This is a genomic window from Halalkalibacter alkaliphilus (assembly GCF_023555415.1).
In the GTDB taxonomy this organism is placed as follows: domain Bacteria; phylum Bacillota; class Bacilli; order Bacillales; family Bacillaceae_D; genus Halalkalibacter; species Halalkalibacter alkaliphilus.
Window position 1 is genome coordinate 25,982 of record NZ_JAKRYL010000034.1, and the last position, 10,085, is coordinate 36,066.

The following is a 10,085-nucleotide window of genomic DNA, read 5'->3' on the forward strand; positions in this document are numbered from 1 at the left end:
ATTCATTTCTAATCTTCCTCGCTGAAATATCATATGCCTTGCCCATTCATAGACATAGATAATCTAGTTTTGTAAAATAAGTGATAGTGTTCTTCCTACTTTTTCTTAAAACATTGATGAGGTGTTACCGTTGCAAAACAAAAACAAAACTGTTGTTAAGTCGTTAACCATTCTAAATCTATTTCGGATTCACTCACGGCTAACTTTAAATGAAATCATCCATCTAACTGAAATTCCAAAAACTTCGGCTCATCGGATGATTGGTTCTCTTTCTGAAATGGGCTTTCTTACAAAAGATAGCGATGGATACTATTCTCTCGGTTTGCTATTTCTTGAGTTCGGTCACCTCGTTGCTGAGAGAATGGATCTTCGTAAAATTGCAAAGCCTCATATGGAAGCCCTAAGAGATGAAGTAAACGAAGCTGTTAATTTAACAATGCGAGACGGTGATGAAGCCGTTTATCTCGAAAAAGTAGATACAGACCATCCTGTAAGACTTTTCACAAAAGTAGGCCGGCGATCACCTCTTTATACAGGGGCTTGTTCCCGAATTATTCTTGCTTACACCGATGAAAAAGAACAAGAAGCGTATCTACAAAATATGGAACTTAAATCATTTGGAACAAAAACAATTGTAGATAAAGACGTTCTAATGGATATTTTGAGACAATCGCGTTTGAACGGGTTTGCTATAAGCTACTCAGAACTTGAAAATAGTACCGTCTCCATCGCTGCTCCTATTTTCAACTTAAGTGGTCAGGTTATTGGCGGACTAAGTGTCGCAGGACCTGAACTACGTTTTTCAAAAGAACGAATAACTGAACTTGTTAAGAAAGTTAAACAAACCGCCAATAACATCTCTAAAGAACTCGGTTATAACAAACAACTTATGTAGACATTTGTTTTAACAATATTCCTGCTTTTAGTTCTTTTAGATCCATTTCCCTTTTTAGCAAAAGCCTTTCAGCTTCGTATATCGATACAGATTTAAAGCTTATCCGTTCTCCTGGTTTTAATTGAGCAATCACTGGTATATCAACATCAATTACCTGACCTATTTTTGGATATCCTCCTATCGTTTGTCTATCTGCAAGGAGAATAATCGGATTCCCATCTGGGGGAACCTGAATAGTACCAAGAGTAACTGCCTCTGAGAGTAATTCCATTTGCTCTCCTAGCCTTAATAGTTGGCCCGAAAGCCTATACCCCATTCGATCAGATTGGGGGGTTACTTTAAACTTGCAGTGAAACAGATCTTCCCGGCTCTCTTTTGTAAATTGCTCGAAATGAGGACCTGGTATAATTCTTACAACTTGTTTAGGTCTATGAAAAAGGTAGGATTGTATGCCCCAACCTGTCGTGCAAAAAGGAGCATTCTTATGTTCAGTCTCTTCAAAGAAGGGCAATATATTCTTTTGTTTCTGATATGTAATAACATCTCCCGCTTCTAATGCTCTCCCACGATAGCCGCCAACGCCGGCACGGAGATAGGTACTTTTACTCCCCATGACTTTTGGAATCTCAAATCCTCCAGCGACAGCCAAGTACCCTCGACACCCTGCCTTTGCAGGTCCAAAAGAAAGGACACTATCTCTCTTTACATAGATAGGCCTATGTATGGGAACTGGCTTTTGATTAATCGTTGGTGAGAGATCTCCTCCGCAAATGGCGAAAATTGTATCTGCTTCAAATCTTAAAGAAGGACCAGCTAACGTCATTTCTAATGCAGCTTCTCCTTCCTCATTTCCAACTAACAGATTAGCAAGCCTTAAGGAAAGAGGATCCATAGCTCCACTCATAATAACTCCATGTTTTTGAAAGCCCGTTCTTCCAAGATCCTGAATCGTTGTTAAAAGACCTGGTTTGATTACCCTTAAAGCCATTACGAGCCCTCCTTATAGTCGTCATACTCCTCAACTGTTATTGGCCTAAATCTCACAACATCCCCGGATTCCAGTAAACTCGGTGGTGTTTTATCTTTTAAAAACAAGTCGAAAGGAGTTCTTCCAATAATTTGCCAACCTCCTGGAGTAGAGAGTGAATAGACTCCCGTTTGCATTCCAGCTATTCCAACAGAACCTTGAGGTATTTCTATTCGCGGCTTTTCCCTTCTTGGTGTTGCAATTTTCTCAGACATTCCTCCTAAATAAGGAAAACCTGGAGCAAATCCAACCATATAAACAAGGTAATCCCCACTAGAGTGAATCTTCACAACTTGTTCAGGAGAAAGATCATTATGATCTGCGACATAGTCAAGGTCAGGACCAAAAGCTCCACCATAACAAACTGGTATTTCAACAATTCTAGTTCTGTGTTTATCTATTTTCCCCAAATTTTGTACTGCTTCTTTAAGGTAAGCACAGACGAAATCAGATGGTGACTCAACGTTTGTATGATTTACTTTTCTTTCTCTTTTATATATTTGGATAGGATCATAAAAAATCGTTACACTCGTAAACGAAGGGACGGTTTCTATTAGACCGACAAACGAATGATCCTGTAGGTAATTTGTTAAAGCTTTTACTTTTTCATGCAAATCAAAACAAATCTCCTCACCAAAAGAAACCACTACCGCTGACTCACTTAACCTAGTTATCTTAACCTCTTTGTCTAGCTTGTTAATTAATTGTACCAAAGTCTCCCCTCCCTAAGTTCCGAATACCGGAACTCTAATTCCGTATTTTAGTCTTTGTAATAATTATAATTATCAGATATTGAAAATGCAATTTTAAAAAGCTGTTTGCGTAAAGCTTGTTGCTGTGAAGAAACGTTTTTTCTCGTAGTGAAATGGATCTTCAGTCACTCGACACCTCCTTGCGGGTGCGAGTGACTGAAGCTCAGGTGGAACGAACATGTAGAGAACACGTACCCCATAAAAACAACAAAGTAAGTGAAAACAGCCTTTTAAAAAGAAAGATTTACACACATCGCAATATGGATATTTTACATAATTCCGCGACTTTTTATACGATGACAAAAGGGATCTCCCAATAGATCTGTTCATGACCTTTGGGAAATCCCTTCTTAAAGTTTGCTTTTAATTTCTTTCAAAATAACGGGTCATCTCAACAATCATGGCCCCCATTCTCTCCAGTTCAGGTGCCACAACTCTATCAATGCCCTCTTCGTTCAATGCCTCTGCTGTTACCTTCCCAACAGCGACTGCAAGTACGTTCGATTTAAAAGCTTCTAACACTTGTTCTACATATCCTTTTTCTTTCACATACTTAAAGAAGGAGCGAACTTGGATGGCTGCTGTAAAGCATACGGCATCTATTTCAGAGCGAAAGAGCTCTTGGCAAAGTTGTTCAACCGTATCAAAGTCTGGGTCAACATGCTGATAAGGCAATACTTTCATGACCTCTGCTCCTGATTCCTCCAAATAGTTAATCAGCGCAGGAGCATTCTCACCATGTAGCTGTACCATGACTTGTTTCCCCTTAAAGTCAATTCCTTCTAATGACTGTATCAATCCTTTTATTGTTCCGTCATCATCCTTCACATCAGCTGTAACACCTATTTTCTTTAGAGCTGCAACTGTCTTATACCCTCTCGATGCTATTTTGGCATCATTCACAACGTTCATAAATGAGTCCTTTAGTTTTAATTCATCAGCAAGCTCTAAAAGAGCATTCGTACCAATACCAGTCGTGAAGATGATCCAATCAAATTGCTTTTTTACAATCTTTTGTAAATCCTCTTTTACTTGATCGTCCGCTTTGAACACGGTCCCTTGAAGAGATCGTACTAAAGGTGCTCCATTTTGCTTTTGAATTAATGTACTCATTTCTTCTGTCTTTCTTGATGCTGCAAGGACAATCTTCTTTCCATTTAATCCGGTCTTCATCGTTTCACTTCTTTCTCTTTGATAATTTCATTATATTAATTATAAGCCTTTATTCGATATAAAAAAAAGTTCAAACCAAAATCGGCTTGAACTTTTTTGAATTTACTATTTATTTAATCCATTATATTGATTAACAATCAACGTAAATAAACGACTATTTTGATCTAATTTAGTAACTTCCATTATTGCTGTTTCTAACCCTTTTTCTTGAATAAGATTTTGGATCTGGACAGCTTCTTCATCTGTTTTCACATCATAATGTAATGCCGCTGCAATAGCCTTTACTAAATAAACAGGATCATCGCCAACCATTTCAATAAATTGCTTTGCTGGTCCTATGAGACGATCATTAGGTCCCAATTTACGAAAAGGACCTCTCCCCACTCTCGTGACATCGTCAGCTAAGTTCGGATTTAAAAAACGGTTAATGATTTTGTCTATATATACGTTGTGTTCTGCTACGTTAAATGAATGTTTCTTTGAAAGCAATAGGCCTGTTTCTTGTAATGTTTTTTCAAGTAAATCTTTAATCTCTTCATTTGCTAATGCTTGATCTATTGTTCTCATACCAGCTTGGTAACCTAAATAAGCAGCAACAGCATGACCTGTATTTACAGTAAAAAGTTTTCTTTCAATAAAAGGGTTCAACTCATCAACATACGTAACGCCTGCAACTTCTGGGACATCGCCAATCATCTTTGACTGTTCAACGACCCATTCATAATATGGTTCAACCATCACTAATAGCTTATCTTCGTTTACTTGGTTTGGAACGATTCGGTCAACCGCCGCATCTGGGAATGCAAAATATTGATCAAAAGTCTCTTTTTCAGTATCTGATAAGTTCTGATAAACATGTTCTTTCAAGAGGGTACTGCCACCAATCAAATTCTCACATGCAATGATATTTAATGGAGTTTTGTTGCTTTCTAAACGCAAGCTCAACCCTTCATGAATACTTTTAGCAATAATCGGTAAGATGTTAGGCCCAACTGCTGTTGTTACGATATCAGCTTTCACAATCGCCTCTTTGACTAGATCTGGGTCTTGAATACTATTGATAGCTGAAACATTTTTTATTGTTACTGTTTCTTTCGATTGATCAGCAAGAACAACATTATATTCTTTACGTTCATTAATTAAATCAACGATTTCCTTATTTACATCTACAAAAACCGTTTCATATCCAGAATCATATAACAAAGATCCAATAAATCCGCGACCGATGTTCCCAGCACCAAAATGTACAGCTATCATATTAGTTCACCTCTTCAAAAATTTCGAGGATTTCCTCCGTTGATGTTGCCGATACTATTTTCTCTACATTTTCCTCTTCCGAACAAACAATCGCAATTTGTGATAAAATATCTAGATGCTCATCACCCTTACCTGCAATTCCAATTAGTAGTTTAACTTCGTTTCCTGCGCCGAACTCTACCCCATTCGGCACTTGAATAATCGCAATTCCTGATTCTTTTACCGATGCTTTTCCCTCTTCTGTACCATGTGGAATAGCTACGAAATTACCCATATATGTTGACGTCAATTCTTCTCTCTCTAACATTCTGTCAATGTAAGAAGGTTCCACATATCCAAGGTCAACTAATAATTCCCCAGTCATTTTAATCGCGTTTTCTTTCGTATCCACCTCTTTGTTTAATAAAATGTTTTGTTTTGCTAAGATTGGTAATGACATAATTAAATACTCCTTTTATTTGTTTTTTCTTTTTGAACGCGCTCTATAAAAAAGTTCTCTAATTTCGTTGCTAAATAGGATGAAATCTTACTCTCGTCTTTTGATTCAAACCTGAGAATACTTAATTCATTTTCAATTATTAATGCACTTATATGACTTAGAACTTCTAATGCATTAGTCGATAGTTCCTTAGGGGAAAGCATTAACAATACGGTTTCAACTTCCATTTCAGATTGATCCATCGCGCTAACTAGTTGCGGCCTGCTCATCGCATGCACGGTAAACGACGGTTTTACAACAGTATTGCTTCTCGTATGGTACAACGCTAACCTTGTATTTGGGATCCCTAACCCGCCAATTGCCTCACGCCTTACTAAATCATCTAATAAAACTGATACATTAGAAACAACTTCATCTTTCAGTAGTTTCGCACATGCCTCCTCTAGCAATTCAGAGATAGCTATTCCATCTTTATAAATAGTAACTGTTAACCCTTGTAAAAGTGTAATGATCGTATCAGAATATTCCTTTAGCACTTGCATTCGTTCTAGTGTATTTTCCTTTTTTGTAAATGAAGGATAATCCAGCTCTTGACTAGAAAATGGTTTACCGACTCTCTTTTTTTCATGAATATAGGATTTAACCTTTTCTACTTCATCAGTGGTTAAAATAGGATTAACTACAATGTAATCTCGTTTTAACTGAGGAAGTCGAATGGTAGATAAAATCACATCGTATTTCGTATCATTCATTTGGTTTAATTCAAACATTGAAACATTTTGACACTCTTTTATTTCAGGAATTTCTTTTTGCAGCCTTGTTGCTAACATTTTTGATGTACCGATTCCACTCGAGCAAACAATTAACGCTCTTAACGAGTCATGTTCGTTCTTCCCTAAAATGACAGAGCCGAAGTGAAGAACTAAGTAACCTATTTCTTCTTCTGGCACTTCTAATTCAGATAAGACTACTTCGACTCCACCTTTTACTATTTCAAATAACTCAGCATAATCACTTTTTATTTTTTCTAACAGTGGATTTGTAATCCCCATATTTTGCTTAATACGAAAAATTGCTGGGCTTAAGTGTGCCACTAACCCTTGTAAGAGGGCATGGTTATTCGCTAAAGGTACGCCTGTTTTTTTCTCAACATAGTGGATAAGGCTTTTTGCTTTTAGGGCAGTTTGAAGACTCGTATCTTCAATAATATATTCTTTATCGTGTCTTAACTTAGCGCCACGAAGATGCATCGTTATATAACCAACTTCAGCTTTAGGAATTTCCGTCTGGAAAACACCTTCTAGCTTAGCAATGATCTTCTCGGCTATCTTGAATTCAGGTGTAATTTGCAATCGCTCTAAATAACTTTGATCAATTGAAATGTTCTCTCCTTGCAATATTCGCTCCATCGCTAATGCTAAGTGTACGACTAGACCCATATAGGCACTGTCAGCTATTGAGTAAGGTAGCTCATTGTTTATTTCCTCAATTACCTTCTCAACAATATGCAAGTTTCTTTTTTCAACTAAACCTAATAATCTTTCAGAAATAAGCTCGGTTTGTTGTGTAGATTTCTTTTGAATGTTCTCCCTAATCAACGACAATAAATCAAATTCATCTACATTTTCTGAAATAATTTTGCTCATGGCTTTTCGCTTAGCTGTCTCATCACCAGCTATCTCAACACCATACCCTCTTTTTCTAATTAGCGAGAGATTCGTATACTTTTGCAACTGCTCTTCTACTTTGTTTAAATCATTACTAACAGTAGCGATGGTGACATTTAAGTCACTTGCTAGAGCAAGCAGTTTAACAGGCTCGATCGATTCCAGTAGTGTACACAGAATAATCGTTTGCCTTTCCTCGGGCGTGTATTCATTGTGCGTAATATTAAAGAGAAATAATTTCACATTCTCAATCTGTTCTTTCTCTCCAATGATTTGAATACCAACTCCAGATTTCTTTATTAGCCGTAAGTCATACTCTTTTAAAATGTCTTCAACGCCTTTCAGATCGCGGTGAACCGTTCGGACACTGACACCGATCTTCTCAGCAAGTCCTTTTACTGTTATTTCTTGATCTGATGCAAGTAGATATTCAAGAATTTGCCTTTCCCTTGCCGTAATGTAAATAAGATTCACCTCACTAAAAAGCTAATTGATGACAAAATTAAAATCAGATAACTATATTTTTATCATAAATGAGTTATTTTATTGATTCAATTAAAGGAAATTTCAATTTCGTCTTTGCTATTGTTGCCATAATTTAAAAAGATTGAGTTATAGTACCCTCATTTTTTAAAGAGCACACCATAAATGGCATGCTCTTCCGTCTGAAAAATAAGCAGATATTCTATGAAAGAATTACTTCAGTTTCTCAATAAGCTCATCATACTTTGGACTGTTCAAGAAGTTTTCTACTGAAATATGAACAGCTGTTGGTAATTTTGCTTTCGCGCGATCTGTTAGATCCTTATGTGAAATAACGATGTCTGCATCATTTGGAATGTTGTTAATAGCCGTGTTGGTTACATCGATTTCTAGACCCGCTTTTTTCACTTTGTTTCTTAAGATTGATGCCCCCATGGCACTAGAACCCATACCAGCATCACAAGCAAAAATAATCTTGTTTACATTTTCTTTCACAATTTCATTGTTAGGTGCTGTTTTTACGTCTTCTGTTTCACCTTTGTTCACTAAAACAGAAGCTCTGCTTTCTTTCCCTTTTAATGCAGAAGTTTTCTCTGTCGCTTTTGCTAAATCTTCTTCACCCGTTAATTTTGAACTCTTAAGAATAATCGAAGCGATAATAAACGATACAGCAGTAGCAGCGAGAACACCAGCAATAACAGCGAAGTATCCACCTCGTGGTGTCATAGCTAACACCGCAATAATACTACCTGGTGACGGTGCAGCAACAAGTCCACCATTAAACAACAATAGTGTGAATACTCCTGTGGCACCACCAGCAATGGCAGCGATAATTAGTGCAGGTTTCATTAAAATGTACGGGAAGTAAATTTCATGAATCCCACCAAAGAAGTGAATAATTGTCGCACCAGGTGCTGATTGCTTTGCCATTCCTTTTCCAAACAACATAAAAGCAAGTAAAATACCAAGACCCGGTCCAGGATTTGCTTCTAATAGGAATAAAATCGACATTCCCTCTCGCGCTGCTTGCTCAATTCCAATAGGACCTAAAATTCCATGGTTTATTGCGTTATTTAAGAATAAAACTTTTGCCGGTTCAATTAAAATACTCGCAAGTGGCAATAAGTTGTTCGTTACTAAGAAATTCACTCCAGATGCTAACGTTTGGTTTAACGTATAAACGATTGGGCCAACCCCAACATATGCAATAATAGTTAACGCTCCTCCAATAATACCTGCAGAGAAGTTATTCACTAACATTTCAAAGCCAGACTTAACTTTATTCTCAAAATACTTATCAACTTGCTTAATAAGCCAGCCACCAAGTGGCCCCATAACCATTGCTCCAAGGAACATTGGGATATCTGCACCAACAATTACCCCCATTGTTGCAGTAGCACCCACTACCCCTCCTCGCAGGTCATAAACCATTCGACCACCAGTAAAACCAATTAATAGAGGCAGTAAGTAAGTGATCATTGGACCAACTAGCTCAGCTAAACTCTCATTTGGCAACCAGCCAGTCGGAATAAATAATGCGGTAATAAGCCCCCATGCGATAAAAGCTCCAATATTTGGCATAATCATGCCACTTAAAAAACTACCAAAGCGTTGAATTTTCACTTTGAAATTTGAATTTGTTTTTTGTGAATCCATCATTCTATCTCCTTTCGGAAAGCTGTTTTTGCTTTGCTCTTTCCTATACCCTCATGATAAAGCGGTTACAGGTAAGATTCCATCTATAGTAAAGGTCCTTTTGTCAATTGAATTGTTGCCAAAATTAAAGACGTATATATAATTGTCCTTTTTTTGTCAAAGAAGGTAAAGGCTGATATAAAAATAGAGAAACCAAGCGCTCTTATACAAAAAAAAGGGGTGTATCAAAAGGTCTGTTTTTGACCTTTTGATACACCCCCGAAGCACTGAGCGAAGTCGCTACATCTTTTAAAAGCCTTGAGAGGAGTGGGTTTCTCCTCTCAAGGCGCGAACGGAGCCATTGCCACCTCTGTTCCGGACTTTTGGGACAGCCCCTTCTTACTATATTCCTTTTAATCCATTACCACATAAATCGCTTCATCCACTACTTCAACATCATACTTCTTCACACAGCCTACATCTGGCGCCTGGACTTTCCCATCTTTCATGCTGATCTTCCAATCATGAAGGGGACAAAAGACATGCTCTCCACTAACGATCCCTTCAGATAGCGGTCCTCCTTTGTGGGGACAGCTATTCTGAATCGCACGAATCGTTCCATCTTTTTGTTTAAACAAAGCAATTTCTTCTCCCAATACGTTCACTCTTTGACCGATTCCTACGGATAAATCTGCAACATTCGCTACATGAATCTTCTTTGCACTATCAACTTTACTCATATAAGTCTCCCCCTCCG

At 37.6% G+C, this 10,085-nt stretch carries 9 protein-coding genes; 1 reads left to right on the forward strand and 8 read right to left on the reverse strand.

Annotated elements, in window-relative coordinates; genetic code table 11:
* Positions 1 to 130 precede the first annotated feature (130 nt).
* Positions 131 to 895 (forward strand): IclR family transcriptional regulator, encoded by a 765-nt coding sequence (locus tag MF646_RS21265; protein ID WP_250098510.1) that lies wholly within the window; start codon positions 131 to 133, stop codon positions 893 to 895.
* Here MF646_RS21265 and MF646_RS21270 read toward each other — a convergent pair.
* The 8 genes from MF646_RS21270 to nirD all read right to left on the reverse strand — a co-directional run bounded on the left by MF646_RS21270 (position 888) and on the right by nirD (position 10,068).
* Positions 888 to 1,883, reverse strand: coding sequence for a 5-oxoprolinase subunit C family protein (locus tag MF646_RS21270; protein ID WP_250098511.1), 996 nt, complete (start codon positions 1,881 to 1,883; stop codon positions 888 to 890). The genes MF646_RS21265 and MF646_RS21270 overlap by 8 nt on opposite strands.
* Complete coding sequence (gene pxpB, locus MF646_RS21275; RefSeq protein WP_250098512.1) at positions 1,883 to 2,635, reverse strand: 5-oxoprolinase subunit PxpB; 753 nt, start codon at positions 2,633 to 2,635, stop codon at positions 1,883 to 1,885. Before pxpB ends, MF646_RS21270 begins: the two co-directional genes overlap by 1 nt.
* Before the next feature lie 402 nt (positions 2,636 to 3,037).
* Positions 3,038 to 3,847, reverse strand: coding sequence for a uroporphyrinogen-III synthase (locus MF646_RS21280; RefSeq protein ID WP_250098513.1), 810 nt, complete (start codon positions 3,845 to 3,847; stop codon positions 3,038 to 3,040).
* 105 nt (positions 3,848 to 3,952) lie between these two features.
* Positions 3,953 to 5,104 carry a mannitol-1-phosphate 5-dehydrogenase gene (locus MF646_RS21285; RefSeq protein ID WP_250098514.1) on the reverse strand — a complete coding sequence of 384 codons (1,152 nt, stop codon included), beginning with the start codon at positions 5,102 to 5,104 and terminating at the stop codon, positions 3,953 to 3,955.
* A 1-nt stretch (position 5,105) separates the two neighbouring features.
* The gene (locus MF646_RS21290; RefSeq protein WP_250098515.1) at positions 5,106 to 5,543 is read right to left on the reverse strand and encodes a PTS mannitol transporter subunit IIA; all 438 of its coding nucleotides are present in this window, start codon (positions 5,541 to 5,543) and stop codon (positions 5,106 to 5,108) included.
* A 2-nt stretch (positions 5,544 to 5,545) separates the two neighbouring features.
* Positions 5,546 to 7,684: a BglG family transcription antiterminator gene (locus MF646_RS21295; protein ID WP_250098516.1), complete on the reverse strand. Its 2,139-nt coding sequence runs from the start codon at positions 7,682 to 7,684 to the stop codon at positions 5,546 to 5,548.
* Positions 7,685 to 7,906: 222 nt separating this feature from the next.
* The gene (locus tag MF646_RS21300) at positions 7,907 to 9,349 is read right to left on the reverse strand and encodes a PTS mannitol transporter subunit IIBC (protein WP_420842559.1); all 1,443 of its coding nucleotides are present in this window, start codon (positions 9,347 to 9,349) and stop codon (positions 7,907 to 7,909) included.
* Positions 9,350 to 9,741: 392 nt separating this feature from the next.
* Positions 9,742 to 10,068 carry a nitrite reductase small subunit NirD gene (gene nirD, locus MF646_RS21305; RefSeq protein ID WP_250098518.1) on the reverse strand — a complete coding sequence of 109 codons (327 nt, stop codon included), beginning with the start codon at positions 10,066 to 10,068 and terminating at the stop codon, positions 9,742 to 9,744.
* Positions 10,069 to 10,085: the final 17 nt, after the last annotated feature.

Bases quoted from the DNA above. Each gene is read 5' to 3' on its own strand.
- MF646_RS21270 (WP_250098511.1), bottom strand. From the start codon at position 1,883: ATGGCTTTAAGGGTAATCAAACCAGGTCTTTTAACAACGATTCAGGAT.
- MF646_RS21300 (WP_420842559.1), bottom strand. From the start codon at position 9,349: ATGGATTCACAAAAAACAAATTCAAATTTCAAAGTGAAAATTCAACGC.
- nirD (WP_250098518.1), bottom strand. From the start codon at position 10,068: ATGAGTAAAGTTGATAGTGCAAAGAAGATTCATGTAGCGAATGTTGCA.
- MF646_RS21280 (WP_250098513.1), bottom strand. From the start codon at position 3,847: ATGAAGACCGGATTAAATGGAAAGAAGATTGTCCTTGCAGCATCAAGA.
- MF646_RS21285 (WP_250098514.1), bottom strand. From the start codon at position 5,104: ATGATAGCTGTACATTTTGGTGCTGGGAACATCGGTCGCGGATTTATT.
- MF646_RS21290 (WP_250098515.1), bottom strand. From the start codon at position 5,543: ATGTCATTACCAATCTTAGCAAAACAAAACATTTTATTAAACAAAGAG.